This is a genomic window from Aquabacterium sp., from assembly GCF_050725395.1.
In the GTDB taxonomy this organism is placed as follows: domain Bacteria; phylum Pseudomonadota; class Gammaproteobacteria; order Burkholderiales; family Burkholderiaceae_C; genus Aquabacterium.
This window is the reverse complement of sequence record NZ_JBOHHL010000024.1, coordinates 1-22,824: the sequence shown is the minus strand read 5'-3', so window position 1 is coordinate 22,824 and position 22,824 is coordinate 1. Positions and strand designations below refer to the sequence as shown.

21 protein-coding genes are annotated in these 22,824 nt (G+C 64.8%); 13 read left to right on the top strand and 8 right to left on the bottom strand.

Annotated elements, in window-relative coordinates; all coding sequences use genetic code 11:
* Window positions 1-121: 121 nt before the first annotated feature.
* Complete coding sequence (locus ACREB4_RS14625; protein WP_431588962.1) at window positions 122-2,971, top strand: aconitate hydratase; 2,850 nt, start codon at window positions 122-124, stop codon at window positions 2,969-2,971.
* A gap of 17 nt (window positions 2,972-2,988) precedes the next feature.
* On the opposite strand, the gene ACREB4_RS14620 is transcribed toward ACREB4_RS14625, so the two are convergent.
* Window positions 2,989-3,348, bottom strand: a complete 360-nt coding sequence (locus ACREB4_RS14620; protein WP_431588961.1) for an ArsC family reductase — start codon at window positions 3,346-3,348, stop codon at window positions 2,989-2,991.
* 59 nt (window positions 3,349-3,407) lie between these two features.
* Between ACREB4_RS14620 and ubiG the strand changes: the two genes are divergently transcribed.
* Complete coding sequence (gene ubiG, locus ACREB4_RS14615; RefSeq protein ID WP_431588960.1) at window positions 3,408-4,118, top strand: bifunctional 2-polyprenyl-6-hydroxyphenol methylase/3-demethylubiquinol 3-O-methyltransferase UbiG; 711 nt, start codon at window positions 3,408-3,410, stop codon at window positions 4,116-4,118.
* Window positions 4,115-4,813, top strand: coding sequence for an HAD-IA family hydrolase (locus ACREB4_RS14610; protein ID WP_431588959.1), 699 nt, complete (start codon window positions 4,115-4,117; stop codon window positions 4,811-4,813). The genes ubiG and ACREB4_RS14610 overlap by 4 nt, the downstream gene beginning before the upstream one ends.
* Window positions 4,814-4,890: 77 nt before the next feature.
* Here ACREB4_RS14610 and ACREB4_RS14605 read toward each other — a convergent pair whose 3' ends face one another.
* From ACREB4_RS14605 to ACREB4_RS14590, 4 genes are read right to left on the bottom strand one after another with little or no spacing between them, the layout of a single operon-like run.
* A complete protein-coding gene (locus ACREB4_RS14605) occupies window positions 4,891-6,345 on the bottom strand; it encodes a mannose-1-phosphate guanylyltransferase/mannose-6-phosphate isomerase (protein WP_431588958.1) in 1,455 nt (484 codons plus the stop codon).
* A gap of 30 nt (window positions 6,346-6,375) precedes the next feature.
* Window positions 6,376-7,407 carry a UDP-glucose 4-epimerase GalE gene (galE, locus tag ACREB4_RS14600; protein ID WP_431588957.1) on the bottom strand — a complete coding sequence of 344 codons (1,032 nt, stop codon included), beginning with the start codon at window positions 7,405-7,407 and terminating at the stop codon, window positions 6,376-6,378.
* Between the two features lie 11 nt (window positions 7,408-7,418).
* Window positions 7,419-8,708 (bottom strand): hypothetical protein, encoded by a 1,290-nt coding sequence (locus tag ACREB4_RS14595; RefSeq protein ID WP_431588956.1) that lies wholly within the window; start codon window positions 8,706-8,708, stop codon window positions 7,419-7,421.
* Window positions 8,709-8,720: 12 nt separating this feature from the next.
* Window positions 8,721-10,115, bottom strand: coding sequence for an undecaprenyl-phosphate glucose phosphotransferase (locus ACREB4_RS14590; RefSeq protein ID WP_431588955.1), 1,395 nt, complete (start codon window positions 10,113-10,115; stop codon window positions 8,721-8,723).
* A 217-nt stretch (window positions 10,116-10,332) separates the two neighbouring features.
* On the opposite strand from ACREB4_RS14590, the gene ACREB4_RS14585 reads away from it, so the two are divergent.
* From ACREB4_RS14585 to clsB, 10 genes are all read left to right on the top strand, one after another.
* Entirely contained in the window at window positions 10,333-10,899 is a 567-nt protein-coding gene (locus ACREB4_RS14585; RefSeq protein ID WP_431588954.1) for a hypothetical protein, read from the top strand.
* Window positions 10,899-12,449, top strand: a complete 1,551-nt coding sequence (gene ubiB / locus ACREB4_RS14580; RefSeq protein WP_431588953.1) for a ubiquinone biosynthesis regulatory protein kinase UbiB — start codon at window positions 10,899-10,901, stop codon at window positions 12,447-12,449. Before ACREB4_RS14585 ends, ubiB begins: the two co-directional genes overlap by 1 nt.
* Before the next feature lie 62 nt (window positions 12,450-12,511).
* Window positions 12,512-13,960: a sodium:solute symporter family protein gene (locus ACREB4_RS14575; protein ID WP_431588952.1), complete on the top strand. Its 1,449-nt coding sequence runs from the start codon at window positions 12,512-12,514 to the stop codon at window positions 13,958-13,960.
* A 49-nt stretch (window positions 13,961-14,009) separates the two neighbouring features.
* On the top strand, window positions 14,010-14,357 hold the full coding sequence (locus ACREB4_RS14570; RefSeq protein WP_431588951.1) for an FmdB family zinc ribbon protein: 348 nt from the start codon (window positions 14,010-14,012) through the stop codon (window positions 14,355-14,357).
* Between the two features lie 76 nt (window positions 14,358-14,433).
* Window positions 14,434-15,090 carry a DUF502 domain-containing protein gene (locus ACREB4_RS14565; RefSeq protein ID WP_431588950.1) on the top strand — a complete coding sequence of 219 codons (657 nt, stop codon included), beginning with the start codon at window positions 14,434-14,436 and terminating at the stop codon, window positions 15,088-15,090.
* 100 nt (window positions 15,091-15,190) lie between these two features.
* Entirely contained in the window at window positions 15,191-16,990 is a 1,800-nt protein-coding gene (gene aspS / locus ACREB4_RS14560; protein ID WP_431588949.1) for an aspartate--tRNA ligase, read from the top strand.
* A gap of 99 nt (window positions 16,991-17,089) precedes the next feature.
* The gene (locus ACREB4_RS14555) at window positions 17,090-17,935 is read left to right on the top strand and encodes a CsgG/HfaB family protein (RefSeq protein ID WP_431588948.1); all 846 of its coding nucleotides are present in this window, start codon (window positions 17,090-17,092) and stop codon (window positions 17,933-17,935) included.
* 3 nt (window positions 17,936-17,938) lie between these two features.
* On the top strand, window positions 17,939-18,442 hold the full coding sequence (gene nudB / locus ACREB4_RS14550) for a dihydroneopterin triphosphate diphosphatase (RefSeq protein WP_431588947.1): 504 nt from the start codon (window positions 17,939-17,941) through the stop codon (window positions 18,440-18,442).
* 77 nt (window positions 18,443-18,519) lie between these two features.
* Window positions 18,520-19,335, top strand: a complete 816-nt coding sequence (locus ACREB4_RS14545) for an endonuclease/exonuclease/phosphatase family protein (protein WP_431589006.1) — start codon at window positions 18,520-18,522, stop codon at window positions 19,333-19,335.
* Window positions 19,332-20,648, top strand: coding sequence for a cardiolipin synthase ClsB (gene clsB, locus ACREB4_RS14540; protein ID WP_431588946.1), 1,317 nt, complete (start codon window positions 19,332-19,334; stop codon window positions 20,646-20,648). The genes ACREB4_RS14545 and clsB overlap by 4 nt, the downstream gene beginning before the upstream one ends.
* Before the next feature lie 24 nt (window positions 20,649-20,672).
* Here the strand turns inward: clsB and ACREB4_RS14535 are convergent, their stop codons facing one another.
* The 3 genes from ACREB4_RS14535 to cobT form a co-directional block, all read right to left on the bottom strand.
* Window positions 20,673-21,236 (bottom strand): histidine phosphatase family protein, encoded by a 564-nt coding sequence (locus ACREB4_RS14535; RefSeq protein ID WP_431588945.1) that lies wholly within the window; start codon window positions 21,234-21,236, stop codon window positions 20,673-20,675.
* Window positions 21,233-22,051, bottom strand: coding sequence for an adenosylcobinamide-GDP ribazoletransferase (gene cobS, locus ACREB4_RS14530; protein ID WP_431588944.1), 819 nt, complete (start codon window positions 22,049-22,051; stop codon window positions 21,233-21,235). Before cobS ends, ACREB4_RS14535 begins: the two co-directional genes overlap by 4 nt.
* Window positions 22,051-22,824 (bottom strand): nicotinate-nucleotide--dimethylbenzimidazole phosphoribosyltransferase (cobT, locus tag ACREB4_RS14525; RefSeq protein WP_431588943.1); only part of this gene is annotated, 774 nt, incomplete at its 5' end. The genes cobT and cobS, both read right to left, overlap by 1 nt.

Sequence of the window (22,824 nt, the reverse complement as noted above, 5' to 3'; positions counted from 1 at the left end):
ACCTCATTCCCACATACCCAGACATCACAAAACCCCATGGCGCCAAGCCTAGCGCAGAACTTGGCAGGCCCTGCCACAATGGTATTTTCGCATCGCGTCTGTTTTGCACGGAGAGTCCCCCATGGCCAAGGTTCCCAAGCATGCGTTTGTCAAAACGCTCAAAACTTTCAAGACCGCCTCGGGCAAGTCGCTGCAGTTTTTTTCACTGCCCGAACTGAGCAAGCAATACCCAAGCATCTCGCGCCTGCCGGTGTCGATCCGCATCGTGCTGGAATCCGTGCTGCGCAATTGCGATGGCAAGAAAGTCACCGCGGAACACGTGGCCGAGCTCGCCAACTGGCAACCCGTCACCCCGCGCACCGATGAAATCCCCTTCGTGGTCGCCCGGGTGGTGCTGCAAGACTTTACCGGCGTGCCCCTGCTGGCCGACCTGGCCGCGATGCGCAATGTGGCGGCCAGCCTGGGCAAGCCGCCCAAGTCCATCGAGCCCCTGGTGCCCGTGGACCTGGTGGTCGACCACTCCGTGATGATCGACCACTATGGCGACAAGAAATCCCTCGACCTGAACATGAAGCTGGAGTTCCAGCGCAACCAGGAGCGCTACCAATTCATGAAATGGGGCATGCAAGCCTTCGACACCTTTGGCGTCGTGCCACCCGGCTTCGGCATCGTCCACCAGGTCAACCTGGAGTACCTGGCGCGCGGCGTGCACCAGACCAAGGATGGCGTGGCCTACCCTGACACCCTGGTCGGCACCGACAGCCACACCACCATGATCAACGGCATCGGCGTGGTGGGCTGGGGCGTGGGCGGCATCGAGGCCGAGGCGGGCATGCTGGGCCAGCCGGTGTACTTCCTGACGCCCGATGTGGTGGGCTTCGAGCTGACGGGCCAATTGCGCGAAGGCGTGACCGCCACCGACCTGGTGCTGACCGTGACCGAGATCCTGCGCAAGGAAAAGGTCGTGGGCAAGTTCGTCGAATTCTTTGGCGCCGGCACCGCCACGCTGGCCCTGCCCGACCGGGCCACCATCGCCAACATGGCGCCCGAGTACGGCGCCACCATGGGCTTCTTCCCGGTCGATGACAAGACCATCGACTACTTCAAGGGCACCGGCCGCACCAAGGCCGAGATCGAGGCCTTCGAGGCCTACTTCAAGGCGCAGAAGCTTTTTGGCGTGCCCCAGGCGGGCGAGATCGACTATTCCAGCGTCGTCAAACTCGACCTGGGCGCGGTCACGCCCTCGCTGTCCGGCCCCAAGCGCCCGCAAGACCGCATCGAACTGGGCAACGTGAAAAGCCAGTTCACCAGTCTTTACAGCAAGCCCCCCGCCGAGAACGGCTTCAACCAGCCGGCCGACAAGCTGAACGAGCGCTACACCCTGGGTGGCGGCGAACCGGCGCCGCAAGCCACGCCCACGCCCGCTGGCGCACCTCGCCAAGTCATGGAAATGGTGGGCAACCGGCCCACGCTCGAATCGGCCCAGGGCAAGCCCATCCAGAACGTCGACGCCGTCAGCATTGGCAATGGCGACGTGCTGATCGCGGCCATCACCTCCTGCACCAACACCTCGAACCCCAGCGTGCTGCTGGCGGCCGGCCTGCTGGCCAAGAAGGCGGTCGAGGCGGGCTTGAAGGTCAAACCTCATGTCAAGACATCGCTCGCGCCCGGTTCGCGCATCGTCACCGAGTACCTGGAGAAGGCCGGTCTGCTGCCGTACCTGGAAAAGCTGGGCTTCAACCTGGCGGCCTACGGCTGCACCACCTGCATCGGCAACGCTGGCGACCTCACCCCAGAGATCAACGAGGTCATCACGAAGAACGACCTGGTGTGCGCCGCCGTGCTGTCGGGCAACCGCAATTTCGAAGCCCGCATCCATCCCAACCTCAAGGCCAACTTCCTGGCCTCGCCGCCGCTGGTCGTGGCCTATGCCATCGCAGGCAACGTCACCAAGGACCTGATGACCGAGCCGGTGGGCCAGGGCAAGGGCGGCAAGGACATTTACCTGGGCGACATCTGGCCCAGCAGCGACGAGATCTACAAGCTGCTCAAATACGCGCTGAACGGCAAGGCCTACCGCGAGAACTACGACAAGGTGTCGAGCGACCCCGGCAAGCTCTGGAACAACATCAAGGGCGTGAAGGGCAATGTGTACTCTTGGCCGCACAGCACCTACATCGCCGAGCCCCCCTTCTTCAAGGACTTCACGCAAGAGCCGGTTTTCTCGGCCCCCGGCGTGAGCGGCGCCCGCATCATGGCCCTGTTCGGTGATTCGATCACCACCGACCACATCTCGCCCGCCGGCTCCTTCAAGGAAACCACGCCGGCCGGCCAGTACCTGCTGGCGCACGGCGTGCAGAAGGCCGACTTCAACAGCTATGGCTCGCGGCGCGGCAACCACGAGGTGATGATGCGCGGCACTTTCGCGAACGTGCGCATCAAGAACCTCATGCTGCCCCCCAAGGCCGACGGCTCGCGCGAAGAAGGCGGCTACACCCTGTACCAGTTGGACGACGAGGACCAGGGCGCCAAGCTGCCCATCTACGACGCGGCCATGAAGTACCAGGCGGCCAAGGTGCCCACCATCATCCTGGCCGGCGAAGAGTACGGCACGGGCTCCAGCCGCGACTGGGCAGCCAAGGGCACGCAGTTGCTGGGCATCAAGGCCGTGGTGGCGCGCAGTTTCGAGCGCATCCACCGCTCCAACCTGGTGGGCATGGGCGTGCTGCCCCTGCAGTTCAAGGGCACCGACACCTGGGAAACCTTGGGCCTCAAGGGCAACGAGACCATCGACGTGCAACTGGGAGACGAGATCAAGCCCCAGGCCGACGCCAAGCTTGTCATCCACCGTCTGGATGGCAGCGTGCAGGAGGTGGTCGTCACCCTGCGCATCGACACCCCGATCGAGGTGGACTACTACCAGCATGGCGGCATCCTGCCCTTTGTGCTGAGGCAGTTGCTGGCCGCCTGACGGCCTGGGTCAGAAGCTCAAGGCCGCTGTTCCAGCAGGACAGCGGCCTTTTTCTCGTCGAAGCCCACCACCTTCACCTGGCCATCCTGCTCGATCACCGGGCGCTTGATGACACTGGCATGGGCCAGCATCAGGGCCTTGGCGCTGGCCGCGTCGGTCACGCCGGCCTTGGTCGCATCGTCCAGCTTGCGCCAGGTCGTGCCTTGCCGGTTGACCAGCACCTCCCAGCCCACCGCCTTGATCCAGGCGTCCAGCCGGTCGGCCGGCACCCCCTGTTTCTTGTAGTCGTGGAACTGGACATCAAGGCCTTGCGCGGCCAGCCAGGTGCGTGCCTTCTTGACCGTGTCGCAATTGGGGATCCCATAAACCGTCAACATCGCGGCCCTTTCGCAAAAGCCCCATTTTGCCCGCCGCGCCACGCGGTAGGATGACGCCCATGACGACGAACGCCGACCCCCAAGAACTGGCCAAATTCAGCGACCTGGCCCACCGCTGGTGGGACCCTGAAAGCGAGTTCCGCCCCCTGCACCAGATCAACCCCCTGCGCCTGGACTGGATCGACCAGCAAGCCAACATCGCCGGCAAGCGCGTGGTCGATGTAGGTTGCGGTGGCGGCATCCTGGCCGAATCGATGGCACGACGCGGCGCCCATGTGCTGGGCATCGACCTGGCCGACCGGCCCCTGAAGGTCGCCCAGCTGCACGCCATGGAAAGCGGCGTGGCCAACCTGGACTACCGCAGCATCGCCGCCGAAGACCTGGCCGCCGAACAGCCCGGCCAGTTCGACGTGGTCACCTGCATGGAAATGCTGGAACACGTGCCCGACCCATCGTCCATCGTGCGCGCCTGTGCGCAGATGGCCAAGCCCGGCGGCTGGATTTTCTTCTCCACCCTCAACCGCAACCCCAAGGCTTTTCTGTTCGCCATCGTCGGCGCCGAATACCTGCTCAAGCTGCTGCCCAAGGGCACGCACGAGTTCGCGCGCTTCATCCGCCCGGCCGAGCTGACGCGTTGGGCCCGCGAGGCCGACCTGTCGACCACGCAGATGAAGGGACTCGAATACAACCCGATCACGCGCCGCTACTGGCTGTCGGGCGACACCAGCGTCAACTACATGATCGCCTGCCGCAAGCCGGCCAGCGCATGAGCGTCCACGCCATGGCCTTGAACTGGCCCCTGCAGCCCCAGGCCGTGCTCTTCGACCTGGACGGCACGCTGGCCGACACCGCTGGCGACCTCGGTGGCGCACTCAACCGCCTTCGGGTGCAGCGCGGCCTGGCCCCCATGCCCCTGGACCTGCTGCGCCCACACGCCTCGGCCGGGGCCAGGGGCCTCATCGCCGTGGGCCTCGACATCCACCCGGGTCACGCCGAATACGAAACGCTGCGCCTGGCGTTCCTGGACGCCTACACACACTGCCTGAGCGACACCACCGCCTTGTTCGACGGCGTGGCCGAGTTGCTGGACCAGCTTGAGCAAGCCGGGCTGAAATGGGGCGTGGTCACCAACAAGCCGCACCGCTTCACCATCCCGGTGATGCAGGGCCTGGGACTCGACCAACGCAGCATGAGCACCATCAGCGGTGACAGCACGGCCCACGCCAAGCCTCACCCATTGCCCTTGCTCACGGCCTGCGAACAGCTCAAATCCGACCCGGCCGCCACCCTTTACGTGGGCGACGACCTGCGCGACATCCAGGCCGCCCAAGCGGCCGGCACACGCAGCGCCGCCGCCGCCTGGGGCTACATCGGCCATGGCCAGGACATCCAGGATTGGGGCGCCGACGTCATCGCCCAGCGCCCGCTCGACCTGCTGACCGTGCTGGGTTTGAACCCGCGCTGACTCCCCAAAAAGCAAAAGGGGCCTGTCGAAGGGCCCCTTTTGCTTTTTGGACGCTCGCGGACCTTGCCGCGACGCGGTCAGGCGGAACGCCCGTAGTTGTCCTGGAAGCGCACGATGTCGTCTTCGCCCAGATAGCTGCCGGACTGCACCTCGATGATCTCCAGAGGAATCGTGCCGGGATTGACCAAGCGGTGCACGGTGCCCAGGGGAATGTAGGTCGACTGGTTCTCCGACAGCATCAGGACCTTGTCGCCGTTGGTGACCTCGGCCGTGCCGCTGACCACGATCCAGTGCTCGGCGCGGTGGTGGTGCATCTGCAGGCTCAGGCTGGCCTTGGGCTTGACCATGATGCGCTTGACCTGGAAACGTGGCCCGAAGTCGATCGAGTCGTACCAACCCCAGGGCCGGTGCACGCGGCGGTGCAAGGTGCCTTCGCTGCGCTCTTGCAGGGCCAGGGCATTGACGATCTGCTTGACCTCCTGGCTGCAGGCGCGGTCGGCCACCAGCACGGCATCGGGCGTTTCGACCACGACCACATTGTCCAGGCCCACCGTCGCCACCAGGCGGCTGGTGGCGTGAACCAAGGTGTTGCGGCTGTTGTGGAACATGGCATCACCCTGGCTGGCATTGCCTTGTGCGTCTTGCTCACTGACCTGCCAGACGGCGTCCCAAGCGCCCAGGTCGGACCAGCCGGCGTCCAGCGGCACCATGCGGACCACGAATCCGCTGGCGGGCTTGCCAGGGCATTGCTCCATGACGGCGTAGTCCACCGACTCCGACGGCACGGTGGCGAACTCGGCCTTGCCCGGGCGCACGAAAGTGGCGTCGGTGGTGCGCACCTCGAACGACTTGCGCGTGGCCTCGAGGATGTCAGGACGGAAATGCTCCAGGGCGGCCAGCCAGCGCGAAGCGCGCATCACGAACATGCCGCTGTTCCAGAAGTAGCCGCCTTCGGCCAGGTAGCCCTTGGCAGTTTCCAGATTGGGTTTTTCGACGAAAGCCGCCACGCTCCGGGCGCCATCGGCTTGGGCATCGCCCGTGCGGATGTAGCCAAACCCGGTTTCAGGGCGGTCGGGCGTGATGCCCAGGATCACGATGTCACCCTTGGCCGCCGCGCGAACGGCGGTCTGCAGGGCCTGGGTGTACGCAACCTCGTCGGTCACGGTCTGGTCGGCGGGGGTCACCACCAGGATGGGGTCATCGCCCTCGGCCACGGCCTGCAAGGCGGCCAAGGCCACGGCCGGTGCGGTGTTGCGGCCCACGGGCTCGAGCAGCAGGGAAGAAGGCTCGCCCTTGAGTTCACGCAACTGGTCCAGCACCAGGAAACGGTGCTCTTCGTTGCCGACCACGCAAGGCTTGGCGACGTCGATGTCCTCGGCGCCCAGCGATTGCAAGCGCAAGTGGGCTTGCTGGAACAAGCTCTGGTTGCCTTGCAGCACCAGGAACTGCTTGGGGTACAGCGCGCGGGAAAGCGGCCAAAGGCGGGTGCCCGATCCACCGGCCATGATCACGGGAAGCAAATTGAGTTTCATACGATTCATTCAGCAAAATTCAGGCCGGACTCATCCCGCGAATCCTTGGGGATTGTTGAATTGCCAGCGCCAGGAGTCGGCACACATGTCGTCCAGACCTCGGCGGGCCTTCCAGCCCATGGTCTTGAAAGCGTGAGCGGGGTCAGCGTAACAGGCATCGATGTCACCCGGGCGACGAGGGGCAAAAACCAGCGGGATCTCGCGCCCGGCCGCCTTGCCATAAGCCTGCGCCAATTCGATGACGCTGTAGCCCTGCCCGGTGCCCAGGTTGACTGTCAGGGAACGATTCTGATCGGCCAGGTAACGCAAGGCCGCCACGTGGCCCTCCGCCAGATCGCACACGTGGATGTAGTCGCGCACCCCGGTGCCATCGGGCGTGTCGTAGTCATTGCCGAACACATTCAGGTGCTCGCGCTTGCCGGCCGCCACCTGGGCCACATAGGGCATCAGGTTGTTGGGAATGCCGCGCGGGTCTTCGCCGATCTGGCCGCTTTCGTGCGCGCCCACGGGGTTGAAATAGCGCAGGTAGGCGATGTGCCACTGGCCATTGCAACGCTCCAGCTCGCGCAGGATTTCCTCGCCCATCAGCTTGGTTTGACCATATGGATTGGTCACGCGCAGGGCAGCATCTTCGGTGATGGGCAACTGATCGGGCTTGCCGTACACGGTGGCCGACGAGCTGAACACCAGCTTGAACACACCATGGCGGTTCATGGCCTGGGTCACGGACAGCAGACCGCCCAGGTTGTTCTCGAAATAGTCCAGGGGCTTTTCGACCGATTCACCCACGGCCTTCAAGGCCGCGAAATGCACCACGGCGGAGATGCCGCCGAACTCGGCCTGCCCCAGGGCGAAGCAACGGTCCAGCACCACCGGGTCACGAACGTCGCCTTCGACGAAACGGGGCTTGATGCCGCCCAGGTGCTCCAGGCGGGCCAGCACTTTGGGCGAACTGTTGACGAAATTGTCGACCCCGACCACGTCAAATCCGGCTTGCTGCAAGGCGAGCCAAGTGTGGGAGGCGATGTAGCCCGTGGCGCCGGTCAGGAGGATGCAGGGCATGGGGTCGGGCCTCAGTCGATGGTGAAGCTGGCGTTGCAGCTCACCGTCTGGCCATCGAAGGCGACGCGAGGGACGCCATTGCTGACCCCAGGGTTGCTTTCGGCACCCTGCTTGTACTGCTGAACACTGCAGCCCATGGCAATGGCGCGAGAGTATTGGTAGTCGGCCGACAAGCCAAACACCCGATAGCGGCTGGAGGTTTCACCGCTCAAAGTACTTGCTACCGAGTATGACTTCTTGACCTTGTACAAATCCCAACCCACATTGGCGTTGAATCCCAGCTTGGCGGTCGGCGCCCAGCGAACCTTGCCATCCAGGGAGGTTGTTACTGTTTGGTATGACGTATCGATGTAGCGCTTCACGAGTTCGGCGGTGCCTGGCCCTGTTTCCACAATGTCTTGGTAATAGACATTGTTGCGCAGTCCGGTTCCACTGCCATCGTTGTTCGTGGACCGCGAGAGTCCCAGGTTATAGGTGGTCGCGCCGCCTGGTTTGTAATCCCAGTTCAAGCGCCCCGTGAAACCCTTGAAGTTCGCAGCCGCGTCTGATTTGTATTTATTCTTGGCGTAACTCAGGATCCCGTTCAATCGGCTGGAGCCGGTGGCCTGGTAATTGGTCGAGAAGTCGATGCTGCGCTGTTTGACCTCTTCCGGAACACCAGCCACGATCTGATTGGGATACTCGTTGTTCGCAGCGGACACCCCAAAGCCGAAACTCAGCAGGTCGCTGGTGTTGTACACCAAGCGCAAACCGCCGGAGCTTTGATCTCGATTCTGGTAATCGAAGGAATCCAGGGAATAAGACGTGCGCGACGCCCCCAAGGAGCCCAGCAATGACCAACGGCCCGCCACCCCATATTGCAGGTTCAAACCCGCATCGTGCTGGCTGAGCTCATTTTTGGAAAGGCGTTGGTTCAATGGGTTGTTTTCAACCGAATTGAGGCGCCTGCTGCTGGAACCATTCACGGACAAGGCCCAATTCGACGCGATTTCCGACACAAATCGGCCATCCACGTCGTAACTGTTGTTGTCCTGTTCCTTGAAATTCTTGTGCTTGTTGACGTCGAATTTGCCAGAGGCAAAGTAGTTTTGACGGCCATACAACTTGTTGAAAGTCAGGCCAACGCCCGTGCTTGAAATCACTTCGGCCTGATCGGTGGCATTCCGGGCATAGTTGCTGTCGTAGGACACCGTTTCGCTCAGGCGCAAGGCGAGCGGATCGGCCTGGGCCGGCACAGCACAGGCCCACAAAGCGGCCACGGCCACGGAACTCAGCGCACGTTTATTCATTGTCTTGTTCACGGCCAACCTCTTTCAATAAGCGTTGCGGTCAAAGATCATCAGGCGAATGGTCCGGATGATGATTTGCAAATCCAGCCCCAACGACCAGTTGCGCAGGTATTCCAGGTCAAATTCGACCCGCGCCTGCATTTTTTCGATGGTTTCGGTTTCGCCCCGGTAGCCGTTGACCTGGGCCCAGCCGGTGATGCCAGGGCGCACCTTGTGGCGCACCATGTAGGCCTTGATCAGGCGCCGGTATTCCTCGTTGTGCGCCACGGCGTGGGGGCGCGGCCCCACGATGCTCATGCGCCCTTGGAGCACGTTGATGAACTGAGGGAGTTCATCCAGCGAGGTCCGGCGGATGAAGGCGCCAAAAGGCGTGATGCGCGAATCGCCCTTGGTGGCCTGCTTGACCACCGAGCCGTTGTCCTGCGAGCGCATGGACCGGAACTTGTAGACGATGATCTCTTCGCCATCCAGGCCATTGCGCTTCTGCCGGAAGATGGCCGGGCCGGGCGAGCTCAGCTTCACCCCGATCGCGATGGTCAGCAGGATGGGCGAAATCAGGACCAGGATGATGCTGCCCAGGATGATGTCGGAGACCCGTTTGACCAGCTCGTTGGTGCCGGTGAAAGGGGTTTCGCAAATGCCGACCACCGGCACGCCGTTCATGTCCTGCAAGCGGCCCTGGATGATGCTGATGCCGAACACGTCGGGCACGAAATACAGCGATGCCGTGGTGCCCTGCACCGCTTCCAGCAATTCCACAATGCGGGGCTGCGAGCCCAGCGGCAAGGTGATGTAGACCTCGTGGATGCTGTGGGCGTACACATAGTTGGCCACGTCGCGCAGGCCACCCAGTCTCATGCTGACGGCCTCGGACAACACGCGGCTGTCGGTGCGGTCGTCGAAATAGCCGACGAACTCGGTGCCCTGATCAAGGTTGCTTTGCAGCGCACGGGCCACCTTGCCACCCAGGGGCCCCGCCCCCACCACGATGGCGCGGCGGCGCGCGTTGGGCTGCGATGAACGGTGTTTCAGGATAGCCTTGCCGATCAGCACCGCCACCCACTGAAGCACGGGGGTGACCACCGCCCAGGACAGCATCACGGTGAAGTCGAAGAACATCAGGCTGTTGGTGGCGTACCCGCACAGCCACAAGATCAGCAGCATCGAGATCCAGGAGCTGGCAATGTCCACGCCCGCTTCAAGGCGGGAATCGTTGAATCGGTTGCGCCCCGGGAAAGTCAGGGCGAAGACCAACAAGCACAGGGCCATGGACGCGCGAAGGACTGGCTCGTCGTAATAAGCCATGGTTCCCAGCAGCGAAAGCACCGTGATCAGCGGCTCCAGGAATGCCGCGATGAAGGACGTTACCGACTGAGGTGCGTTGAAAAACGTTCGGTTGTAGTTGCGGTTATTGAACATGTACACCAGGGGCTGACCCCGAGGCCCCGGAAATCGTTGAACTCTGCCCACGTCATGGCCCAGCGTGAGCAGCCCATGACCACAGCGGGCCCAGGGTCGGGCGCCATGCATAAAGTCTGCCAACGATTGTGGCTCAAAAAACATGACAAATGGAACGGTGACCACCCGAATTGGTAGCCGTCCGTTTCAGCTGTCGGGCCCCACCTACAATTGGTTCATGGCAATCAACCCCTTCTCTCTGATTGGCCCGCTGGCACTGCCGCGGCTCGCACTGTTGCTCAACCACGTGGTGGCCAGCGAACCCGTGGCCATGGCCAAGCTCACGCCGCACGTGGGCCGCACCATCGACATCCGCTGGACATCCTCCTTCGTGCCCCCCTTCGCGGCGTGGCTCGCGCCGGGCAGCACCAGCGCCGACTGGGCACCCCAGCCGGTCCGCCTGACCGTGACCCCCGCCGGCCTGTTCGAGCTGGCCACCGCCGACGCCGCATCCGACATCCCCGCCGGCCTGACCCTGACCGTGCACCTGACCGCCCCCTGGACCATGGCCCGCCGCGCTTTGCAAGGCGAACGCCCCGAGGTCAGCATCGATGGCGATGCTGCACTGGCTGAAACGGCCTCCTGGCTGATGAAAAACCTGCGCTGGGACATCGAGGACGACCTGGCGCGGTGGGTCGGCAACACGCCCAGCCAGGTGCTGCGCTCCGTGGGCGAAAGCCTCCGGCAGGCGGTGCTGCGCTGGCGTCCGCAGGCTGGCGGCCGCCCTGGCTTCAGGGAACCCTGATGCGCGCCCTGTTCATCGGCCTGATCTTCCTGCGGTACGGATTGGATGCACTGGCGCTGGACAGCCTGCGCCGCCCCAGCCTGCGGCTGCTGTCGCGTGTCATCTCGACCGGACGGCGCCTGCATGCGCCGCGTGGCGAACGGCTGCGCCAGGCCCTGGAACGCCTGGGGCCGGTGTTCGTCAAGTTCGGGCAGATGCTGTCCACGCGGCGCGACCTGCTGCCGCCGGACGTGGCCGATGAACTCGCCAAACTGCAGGACCGCGTGCCACCCTTCCCCGGCGAAGAATCCGTCAAGCTGATCGAGAAGGCCCTGGGCAAGCCCATCGCCGCCGTGTTCAAGCAGTTCGACCCCGAACCCGTGGCCAGCGCCTCCATCGCGCAGGTGCACTTTGGCGTGCTGCACGATGGGCGCGAAGTCGCCGTGAAAGTGCTGCGCCCTCGCATGCTGCGCGTGATCGACGACGACCTGGCCCTGATGCGCAAGCTGGCAGGCTGGGTCGAATTCCTGTGGGTCGATGGCCGCCGCCTCAAGCCACGCCTGGTGGTCGCCGAATTCGACAAATACCTGCACGACGAACTCGACCTGGTGCGCGAGGCCGCCAATGCCGCGCAACTGCGCCGCAACATGAAGAACCTCGACCTGGTGCTGGTTCCGGAGATGATCTGGGACTACTGCACCTCGACCGTGATGGTGATGGAACGCATGAAAGGCGTGCCGATCAGCCACATGGCGCGCCTGCGCGACGCTGGCGTCGACATCAAGAAACTGGCGCGCGACGGCGTCACCATCTTCTTCACCCAGGTGTTCCGCGATGGTTTCTTCCACGCCGACATGCACCCCGGCAACATCCAGGTCAGCCTGGCGCCTGAAAGTTTCGGCCGCTACATCGCGCTGGATTTCGGCATCATCGGCACGCTGACCGAGGTCGACAAGGAATACCTGTCGCAGAACTTCATCGCCTTCTTCCGCCGCGACTACAAACGCGTCGCCGAATTGCACATCGAAAGCGGCTGGGTGCCACCCAACACACGCGTCGACGAGCTGGAAGCCGCGGTCCGCACGGTGTGCGAGCCCTACTTCGACCGCCCCCTGAAAGACTTGTCCCTGGGATTGGTCTTGTTGCGTTTGTTTCAGATTTCGCGGCGTTTCAACGTCGAAATCCAGCCACAACTGGTGCTGCTGCAGAAAACACTGCTCAATGTCGAAGGCCTGGGCCGACAACTGGACCCCGACCTGGACCTGTGGAGCACCGCCAAGCCTTTCCTGGAGCGCTGGATGAACGAGCAGGTGGGCTGGCGCGGCATGCTCGACCGCCTGAAGCAGGAAGCACCCCGCTACGCCAAGATCCTGCCTGAACTGCCCCGCCTGATCCACCAGAACCTGGAGCGCAACGACAGCGCCATCCGACGGGACTTGGCCGCCATCTTGAAGGAGCAGCGCAAGACCAACCGGACCATGTCCGCCGCCCTGTGGGTGGGCCTGGGCTTCGTCGCCGGCATCCTCGTGGCGCAACTCTTGCTGAAGCTTCACTTGGCCGGCATGATTTAGGCGAGCAAGGCTTTACACTGCGCGCCGATCCTTGGCCCGACAGTGAAAAGGTTTTTGGCGACATGAACACCACTTTGCTCTGGTTTGTGATCCTGTACCTGGTGGGAACCATGGGCATCGGGGTCTACGCCGGCACACGCATCAAGAACACGACCGACTTCGCCATCGCGGGCCGCAGCCTGCCGTTGGCGATGGTGATCACCACCACCTTCGCCACCTGGTTCGGGGCGGAAACCGTGATGGGCATCCCGGCCAGGTTCGTGCAAGGCGGACTTCATGAAGTGGTCGAGGACCCGTTCGGCGCCTCGATGTGCCTGGTGCTGGTGGGCGCCTTCTTCGCCACGCGGCTGTACAAGATGAAGCTGCTGACCATCGGCGATTTCTACCGCGAACGTTTTGGCGAAGGCGTGGAGGTGTTTTGCTCCATCGCGATCATCCTGAGCTACCTGGGCTGGGTGGCCGCCCAGATCACGGCCCTGGGTCTGGTGTTCTCGGTGCTGTCGGGCGGCACCATCGCGCCCTGGGTGGGCATGATCATCGGCACTTCGCTGGTGCTGGTCTACGTGCTGATCGGCGGCATGCTGGCCGTGGCCTGGACCGACTTCATCCAGATGATCGTGCTGGTGATCGGCCTGTCGCTGATCGCCGTGATGGCGGGCCACCAGGCAGGTGGGGCCGACAAGGTGATCGCGCTGGCCCACGCCAACGACTGGTTCAAGATCTTGCCCGAGCACACGCCTTCAGGGTGGATCGCCTTCATCGCCGCGGCCATCACCATGATGTTCGGCTCCATCCCGCAGCAGGACGTGTTCCAGCGTGTGATGTCGGCCAAAGACAGCAAGACCGCCAGCCGGGGCGCCGTGATCGGCGGCTTCAGTTACCTGGCCTTCGCGTTCGTGCCCATGTTCATCGTGGCCTCGTCTCTGCTGATCATGCCCGAGCAGACCAGGGAACTGCTGGCCAACGACCCGCAGAAGGTGCTGCCCACGCTGATCCTGACCCACATGCCGCTGGTGGCACAGATCTTCTTCTTTGGCGCCCTGGTGTCGGCCATCAAGTCGACCTCGTCGGCCACCTTGCTGGCGCCATCGACCAGTTTCGTCGAGAACATCCTCAAGAACATCAAGCCGGGCATGACCGACCAGCAGACGCTGAAAGCCCTGCGGATCACCATTTTCGTGTTCACGGCGCTGGTGCTGAGCTACGCCATCATGATGCAGGGCACGGCCATCTACGACCTGGTGTCGTCGGCCTACCAGGTCACGCTGGTGGCGGCCTTCGTGCCCCTGACACTGGGTCTGTACTGGCGGCGCGCCACCACGCAAGGCGCCATCCTGTCCATCTTCATGGGCATCGTGGTGTGGGGCAGTTTCCTGGCGCATGAGCCCTGGGGCGAGGCCTTCCCCGGCCAGCTGGCGGGGCTGATCGCGGCCTTGATCGGCATGCTGGTCGGCTCCCTGGCGCCCCAGCTCATCCCCAACAAGGGCAAGAAAACCCAGCACCTGGCCTGAGCCCGGCCCTTTAGAATGGTGCCTTTCCTGGAAAACCCGAGGGTTTGAGATGCCGATCTACGCTTACCGCTGTGAGTCTTGCGGTCACGCCAAGGACGTTCTGCAGAAGATGTCCGACCCTGTCCTGTCCACCTGCCCCGCCTGCGGCGCCGAAAGCTTCAAGAAACAATTGACAGCGGCCGGTTTCCAGTTGAAGGGCTCGGGCTGGTACGTCACCGATTTCCGCAACGGCTCCAATGGCGGCGCGGCCGCCCCGGCTGAAGCCAAGGACAAGGGCGCTGCGTCCGCTGGCAGCGACGCACCGGCCGCCACCGGCACCGCCGCGGCCACGACACCGGCCGCGACCACCACACCCGCCGCTGGCGGCACCAGCGCGCCGGCGTCCGGCACAGCCTGAACACGCTCCCCCCTGTTGATGGCACCTTCCTGGAGGCCATCACCCCGCCTCCACGGCCTATTCCTGAAGCGAATTTGTGAAGAAATACATCCTGACCGGCTTGCTCGTGTGGCTGCCCCTGACCATCACCATCTGGGTGATGCTGCAGGTGCTCGGCCTGCTGGACGGCGTTTTTGCCGGCCTGATCATCGCCGCGCAGACCGTGCTGCCCGAAAGCCTGCGCCCCAGCCTGGAAGCGCTCAAGCACATCCCTGGCCTGAGCGCCATCGTGATGGTGTCGGTGCTCCTGCTGACGGGCCTGGCCGTCACCAATTTCGCCGGCCAGTGGATCGTCAACCAATCGAACCGGGTGTTTTCCAACATCCCGATCGTCAAATCGATCTACAGCTCGGTCAAGCAGGTCTCGGACACACTGTTTTCCAGCAGCGGCCAGGCCTTTCGCCACGCGGTGCTGGTGCAGTACCCACGCGCCGGCTCCTGGACCATCGGTTTCGTGACCGGCAAGCCCAGCGGCGAAGTGGCGGCGCAACTGAGCGACGACCACCTCACCCTGTACGTGCCGACCACGCCCAATCCCACCTCGGGATTCATGCTGATCGTGCCGCGCAGCGATGTGATCGAGCTGCAAATGTCGGTGGACGAAGCCCTGAAGTACATCATTTCCATGGGCGTGGTGGCCCCGCCACCGCATTTGGTGGTCGACAACACCCACGCCCGCAGCCACACAGGCTGAACGAGCTCGATTCCTGAGGGACAATCGAGGGTTCCGGGCGGGCCCGCGCTTTTTTGCGCCGCCACCCCACGAACACGAACAGATCATCCGGAGAACAACGATGCGAACCACTTACTGCGGACTGGTCAGCGAAGCGCTGATGGGCCAGACCGTGACGCTGATGGGCTGGGCCCACCGTCGCCGCGACCACGGCGGCGTGATCTTCATCGACCTGCGTGACCGCGAAGGCCTGGTCCAGGTCGTCTGCGACCCCGACCGTGTGGACACCTTCAAGGTGGCCGAAGGCGTGCGCAACGAGTTTTGCCTGAAGCTGACCGGCCTGGTGCGCGCCCGCCCCGCCGGCACCGAGAACGCCGCCCTGACCAGCGGCAAGATCGAGATCCTGGCCCACACGCTGGAAGTGCTGAACCCCAGCGTGACACCGCCCTTCCCGCTGGACGACGAGAACCTGTCGGAAACGACCCGCCTGACGCACCGCGTGCTCGACCTGCGCCGCCCCTACATGCAGAAGAACCTGCGCCTGCGCTACCGCGTGGCCATGGAAGCGCGCAAGTTCCTCGATGAGCACGGCTTCATCGACATTGAAACACCAATGCTGACCAAGTCGACGCCCGAAGGCGCGCGCGACTACCTCGTGCCTTCGCGCGTGAACGATGGCCAGTTCTTCGCCCTGCCCCAGTCGCCCCAGCTGTTCAAGCAGCTGCTGATGGTGGCCGGCTTCGACCGCTATTACCAGATCACCAAGTGCTTCCGCGACGAAGACCTGCGCGCTGATCGCCAGCCCGAATTCACCCAGATCGACATCGAGACATCGTTCCTGGGCGAGCAAGAGATCCGCGACATGTTCGAGGGCATGATCCGCCACGTCTTCAAGACGGCGCTGGACGTCGACCTGGGCGATTACCCGGTCATGAAGTACGCCGACGCGATGCACCTGTACGGCTCGGACAAGCCCGACCTGCGCGTCAAGCTGGAGTTCACCGAGCTGACCGACATCATGGCCGGCGTGGACTTCAAGGTGTTCTCGACGCCCGCCACGACCAAGGGTGGCCGCGTGGCCGCCTTGCGCGTGCCCGGCGGTGGCGCCATGTCGCGCGGCGAGATCGACGCCTACACCGAGTTCGTCAAGATCTACGGCGCCAAGGGCCTGGCCTGGATCAAGGTCAACGAGGTCGAGAAGGGCCGTGAAGGCCTGCAATCGCCCATCGTGAAGAACCTGCACGACGAAGCGCTGACCGAGATCCTCAAGCGCACCGGCGCGCAAAACGGCGACCTGATCTTCTTCGGCGCCGACAAGGCCAAGGTGGTCAACGATGGCCTGGGCGCCCTGCGCGTCAAGATCGGCCACAGCGACTTCGGCAAGAAGAACGGCCTGTTCGAGAACAAGTGGGCCCCGCTGTGGGTGGTCGACTTCCCGATGTTCGAGCACGACGAAGAAGGCGACCGCTGGAACGCGGTGCATCACCCCTTCACCGCGCCCAAGGACGGCCATGAAAACCTCATGGACACCGACCCCGAGAAGTGCATCGCCAAGGCCTACGACATGGTCTTGAACGGCTGGGAACTGGGTGGCGGCTCGATCCGGATCCACCGCGCCGAGGTGCAGAGCAAGGTCTTCAGCGCCTTGAAGATCGGCCCTGAAGAAGCACAGCTGAAGTTCGGCTTCCTGCTGGACGCGCTGCAATACGGTGCGCCCCCGCATGGTGGCCTGGCCTTCGGCCTGGACCGCCTGGTCACGCTGATGACGGGTGCCGAGTCGATCCGCGACGTGATCGCCTTCCCGAAGACGCAACGCGCCCAGTGCCTGCTGACGCACGCGCCGAGCCCGGTCGACGAGAAGCAGCTGAAAGAGCTGCACATCCGCCTGCGCAACCCGCAGGCCGGCACGGCCGCGGCCTGACCTCATCATTAAGAGGGATCGCCCACGGGCGGCTCCCTCGGTACACTGCGCGGGCTGCCTTCGGGTGGCCCGTTTTTCATGGCTTACAGGGAATTGGACATGCTGCATTCAAGTCATCGGATTCACCGCTCAGCCATTTTTTGTGCGCTGACGCTGTCGTTTGGTCTGGGCCTCAGCGCCTGCGGCGACAAGATGACCCAGCAGGCCAAGACCGAACTGGGCCAGGGCGGCTCGGTGGTGTCCGGCTCGGCCGGGCCCAAGGGAGCGCAAGGCGCCGACAGCGGTCTGGTGACATGCACCGCACCGGTGGCGACGCTGGCGCTGGCCGAGAACCCCGACGGGTACACCATGACCTCGCGCTACCAGCTGCCGGCCTCGCCCGTGCCGCTGCTCAAGCTCATTGCCCAGCAAAGCGGCTGCTTCCGGGTGGTGGACCGCGCCTCGGGCCTGCGCAGCACCATCCAGGAAAGCCAGCTGAAGGAAGCCGGCATCGTGCGCGCCGACAGCACGGTGTCCAAAGGCAAGGGCTATGAGGCCCAGTACACGCTGATCCCCAGCCTGACGTTCAGCGAGCAGGACGCTGGACGGGGCATCAGCGGCCTCATCGCGGCCATCCCCGTGCTGCGCGACATCGCCGGGCTGGCGGGCCTGGTCGACCAGGTCAAGGTCAAGGAAGCCCAGGTGGCCCTGCTGCTGACCGACAACGAAACCACCGAACAACTGGCCGCGTCCACCGGCTCGGTCAAGGTCACCGACCTGGGCGTGGGCGGCTTTGTTGCCGGCAAGCTGGGCGGGGGCGCCGGGCTGGGCTGGAGCAATTCCAACGAAGGCAAGGTCATCGCGGCGGCCTTCTACGATGCGCACAACAAGCTGGTGACGCAGGTGCGCGAGCTGCAGGCCAAGCAGTTGCCGCCAGCCGTGGCGGTGGTGGGCAAGAAGTCCTGAGCCGTGGGCAGCGATGCCAAGGTGGCCCGCCCGCCCAAGATCCCCCTGTCGGTGCTGGTGGTGATCCACTCGCCCGAACTGGACGTGCTGCTGATCGAACGCGCCCAGCAACCGGGTTTCTGGCAAAGCGTGACCGGCTCGAAAGACCTCGAAGACGAGCCCTGGGATGTCACCGCGCGGCGCGAGGTCGAAGAGGAAACCGGCATCGTCGTCGGCAGCCCTGACCTGCCCCTGGAAGCCCTGCAGGACTGGGCCATCGAGAACATTTACGAGATTTACCCCATTTGGCGGCAACGCTATGCCCCGGGCGTGACCCACAACACCGAGCGGGTATTCGGACTGTGTGTGCCACGCGACATTCCCGTGACTTTGGCGCCACGCGAACACACGGCCTGGGCCTGGCTGCCCTGGAAAGAAGCCGCTGACCGCTGCTTTTCCCCCTCGAACGCCGAGGCGATCCTGCAATTGCCGAGATTTACCGGGAAAGCCAAGCCTTTCCCCGACTGAACAGGAACGCCACTTGCAGCTATCGTGTGAAGCGTGAACACTTTCGTTCGCGCCGCTGTGGGAAATGATCTGCCGTGCTGAATCCTCTCCAGTCCTCACTGCTGCCACCCTCGACGCTGTCGTCCACACACCTGCGGGTGGCCACTTACAACATCCACAAGGGCGTCCGGGGCATGGGCCCCACCAAACGCCTGGAAATCCACAACCTGGGTTTGGCGGTCGAGGCCTTCGATGCCGACATCGTCTGCCTCCAGGAAGTTCGCCAGTTCCACAAGGCCGAGGCCAAGCGTTTTTCGCGCACGGATTACGGCCCCCTGTGCTGGCCGCAGCAGCCCCAAGCCGACTTCCTCGCCCCCGATGGCTACGACGTGGCCTACCGCACCAATGCCATCACCAAGGACGGCGAGCATGGCAATGCCCTGCTAAGCCGTTGGCCGCTGGGCAACATCGGCCACCACGACGTCTCGGACCACCGCTTCGAGCAGCGCGGCTTCCTGCACGTGCCGGTGTTCTGGCGTGGCACCGAGATCCACGTGATCGTGGTGCACCTGGGCCTGATCCACGCCAGCCGTGTGCGGCAGGCCGAACAGTTGGCCCGGCTGGTGATCAAGGAGATCCCGCCCGAAGCGCCCGTGGTGATCGCGGGCGATTTCAACGACTGGAATGAGAAGCTCGACCAGGTGCTGCACTCGGCCAAGCTCAAGCGCGCGGGGCTGCCCAAGGCACCCAACACACCCACCTTTCCTTCGCGCATCCCTGTGCTGGCGCTGGACCGCGTCTACACGCGCGGCCTGACCTGCCAGTCGGTGATGGTGCCGCGCGGTGGCGCCTGGGCCCGCATGTCGGACCACCTGCCTCTGGTGGTCGAACTGGACCTTGACCACCCCGGATGATGGACCTGCTGCCCGGCGAAAGTTCGGCGCACGCGCTGCGCGGCCTGGCCTGGTATGGCCAGCGCAAGCCGGTGTTCACGGGCGGCAACCAGGTCACCTTGCTCAAGGGGGCCACCGAGCAGTTCCCGGCCCTGTGCACGTGCATCGATGCCGCCACCCGCTCGGTCTGGATGGCCACCTACCTGGTGTCCTCCGTCGGCCAGAGCCACTCCGTGCTCCAAGCGCTGATGAGGGCGGCCCGCCGGGGCATTGCCGTGCATTTCGTGGTGGATGGCGTGGGCTCGCGGGACGCGCCCGATGCGCTGTGGCGTGATCTGGAAGAGGCCGGCGTCAAGCTGGTGGTCTACCGCCCCGTGCGCGGCTTGTTTGGCTTGCTGGACACCGCGCAATGGCGGCGCATGCACATGAAGCTGTGCGTGATCGACGACGCACTGGGCTTCGTGGGCGGCATCAACCTGATCGACGACCGCTACGACCTGGTGCAAGGCTGGTCGTCCAACCCCAGGCTGGACTATGCCTTGCAGGTGGGCGGGCCGGCGGTGATGCCGATGGCGCACACGGTCAAGGCGATGTGGACACGGGCCGCCGTGGGACGCGACTGGCGCGATGACATCGTCCACTGGATGGCCGACCACCGCAGCATGAAACGCCTGCGCGCCTTGTGGCAAAAGGCCCGCTTGCGCCTGCCGCCGGGGGAGCAAAAGCACCTGTCGGCGGCCACGGCCACCAGCGCACCCATGCGCTGCGCCTTCATCCTGCGCGACAACCTGCTGCAGCGGCGCACCATCGAGCGCACGGCCCTGCAGGCCATCCAGCATGCGCGCACGCGGGTGGACATCATCACGCCTTACTTCTACCCGGCGCGCGCCCTGCGGCATGCGCTGCGCAACGCCGCCAAGCGCGGCGTCACGGTCAGGCTGCTGCTGCAAGGCAAGGTCGACTACCGGATCGCGGCCATCGCGGCGCGGGTGCTGTACCACGACCTGCAGTTGCACGGGGTGCGCATCTTCGAATACCAGCCGGCACTGCTGCACGCCAAGGTGCTGTGCGTGGACGATGAATGGGCCACCATCGGCTCGTCCAACCTCGACCCTTTGTCGCTGGTGTTGAACCTGGAAGCCAACCTGGTCGTGCGCGACCGAGGTTTCGTGCGCACGCTGTCTGCGGCGCTGGCGCGCGATTTCGCCGACAGTGCCGAGATCGCGGCGCCGCTGCTTCGGCAACGCAGCTGGATGACGCGGGTGCGTCGTTCAACCATCGCGTGGATGGCCAAGACCTACTTGCGGCTCGCCGGGGTCACGGGGCGGTACTGAGGCGAACGCACCGCCCGCTCGCGATCAAGCCAGGTGCCACAGCGCGCCATAGGCGGGAGAGGCTGGCCACTCGCTGGCCTTCAGCGGCGGCATCGGGTGTTCATGAACCCAGCGGCGCGACAGCATCCAGCCAGCGTGCGCCACCAGCACCACCGCTTGCGGATGCCTTGGCGCCCAGGCTCCGGCCCGGTCCAACAGCGACTGCAAGCACTCGCCACCGCCCGGCGCGTGGTTGGCGAAGGCCTCGCACCAACGATCGACGTCGGCCTGCGGGATGGTGCTCCAGGCCTGGCCGTCCCAGGTGCCGAAATGCAACTCAAGCAAAGCCGGGTCGGTCACATGCGTCCAACCCCAGCGCCGCAGATGGCGCCCCACCAGCGCGCAACGTTGCAAGGGCGAGGTGTAGACGACGCGCGCGAGGCCATGGCGACGCGACGCCTTCTGGATGCGTCGGGCCAGGCGCTTGGCCCGGCGGTTGGACACCTTGACATCGGTCTGGCCGATGCACAAACCGGACACCTGCGCCGGCTTGGGATGGCGCCATGCCCATAGCGCGCCAGCGCCCTCAAGCGCATCGTCGTCCCTCATGCCTGGTGCACCACCGCCAGCCAGGCCAGCAACGCCGCGGCCTCGCTGAACTGCTGCGCAGCCCCCAAGGTGTCCCCGGTGTAACCACCGAGGCGTCGCCGATACCAGCGCGCGCACACCATCGTCACCAAGGCACAGGCCAGACCTGCCGCCAGCATGGCAGGCAGGAGCCGAGCCCATGGGTCCGCGAAGGGCGACAGCATGACCATGAGCAGCGTGGCCAGCAGCACCCAACCCCAGGCCACCAGCACCGCACCGGACCGCACGCTCAAGGCCAGGGGCTTGGCCTTGGCATGTTCGATGTCGCCCGCGTAGGGCAAGAGGCGCATCAGGGCGACGGCGACGGCCCGCGAGGCCGCGTGGGTCCACACCAGGGCCAGTGCCGGCCACCAGGCACCGTGCTGTGCCAGGCCGCCCAAGGTGCTGGCCTTCAGGCCGAGCATCAGGGCCAAGGCCAGGGCGCCGTAGGCCCCGATGCGCGAGTCCTTCATGATCAGCAGGGCCTTGTCACGGCCGACGGCGCCACCCAGCGCATCGCAGGTGTCGCTCAGGCCATCTTCATGGAAGCCGCCGGTGAGCCAGACGGTGGCCGCCATGCTCAGGACCACCGCCACCATCGGCGGCCACACCTGAAGGGCCGCGGCCCAGACGAGCGCACCGAAGGCCCCGATGCCCAAACCCACCAGGGGCAGGTGGCGGGCGCATTCGTTCAACCAGCCGGCCTCGAACCCCACCCAGCGCGGCACGGGCACGCGCGTCAGGAACTGCACGGCCACCAGCAGCAGGCGCAGTTCATGGACGAAGCGTTTGAGCATCACTGGCCTGGCACATCGGCGGTGCTGACACCGGCCGATTCGAAGCTGGCCATCTCGGCCAGGATGCGGCAGCTGGATTCCAGCAGTGGCCAGGCCAAGGCGGCGCCGGAGCCTTCACCCAGGCGCAGGCCCAGGTTCAACAAGGGCTGGGCCTTGAAGTGGTCCAGCATGCGGGCATGGCCCTGCTCGTCGGACTGGTGCGCGAACACGCAGCGCTGCAGCACCAAAGGCTGCAAAGCCTGGGCGACGAGCACTGCGCTGCTGGCGATGAAACCATCGACCACGATGACACGGTTCTGCGCGGCGGCTTCCAGCACGGCGCCGGCCATCATCGCGATCTCGAAGCCGCCCATGGCCGCCAGGGCTTGCAGAGGCTCCACGGCTTGGGAGTGGCGGTCCAGCACGCGGCGCAAGACCGCCAGTTTGCGCTGGACGCCTTCATCGTCCAGGCCCGTGCCACGGCCCACGCAGTGCTCGATGGGCAGGCCGGTCAGGCGGGCCATCAGCAAAGCCGCGCTGGAAGTGTTGCCGATGCCCATCTCGCCCAGCAGCAAGGCGTTGCCAGGCAGGCCGCGCAGCAGCTCGGCGCCCGCGTCAACGGCAGCCTGGCATTGGGCAGGTGTCATGGCAGGGCCTTGGCTGGCGTCCGCCGTGCCGGGTGCGATCTTGCGCAGTTGAAGGCCTGGCCGGGGCGCGAAGTCGTGGGCCACGCCGGCGTCCACCACCGTGAGGGCCAGGCCATGCTGGCGCGCCAGCACGCTGACGGCGGCGCC